Source organism: Leptospiraceae bacterium (assembly GCA_025059995.1).
Classification (GTDB): Bacteria; Spirochaetota; Leptospiria; order Leptospirales; family Leptonemataceae; genus SKYB61.
In genome coordinates this window covers 1-246 of record JANXCF010000016.1, presented here as the reverse complement: position 1 = coordinate 246, position 246 = coordinate 1, and the positions used below count along the sequence as shown (strand labels likewise).

Sequence of the window (246 nt, the reverse complement as noted above, 5' to 3'; positions counted from 1 at the left end):
GGTAACTCTTCTGACGCCACACTGCCGAGAAACAACGGCGCTGGCGTTGAAGCATCGCTGCCCGTACCGGAAACCGACACAGGTGGGCTGGGTTAGCAGCCTAAGGCGTCGGGGGAACTCTCCTCAAGGAACTCGGCAAATTACCCCCGTACCCTTGGTAGAAGGGGGGCCCGTGGGAGTGAAGCCCTCGCGGTGTAAGCTCCTGTGGGTCGCAGAGACCGGGTGGTGCCGACTGTTTATCAAAAA

Annotated in this window: 1 rRNA gene (only partly in view); it reads left to right on the top strand. The window is 60.2% G+C overall.

What is annotated here, in order from left to right:
- A 23S ribosomal RNA gene (locus NZ853_11540) occupies positions 1 to 246 on the top strand (its annotated part extends 287 nt beyond the left edge of the window); the annotation flags it as partial.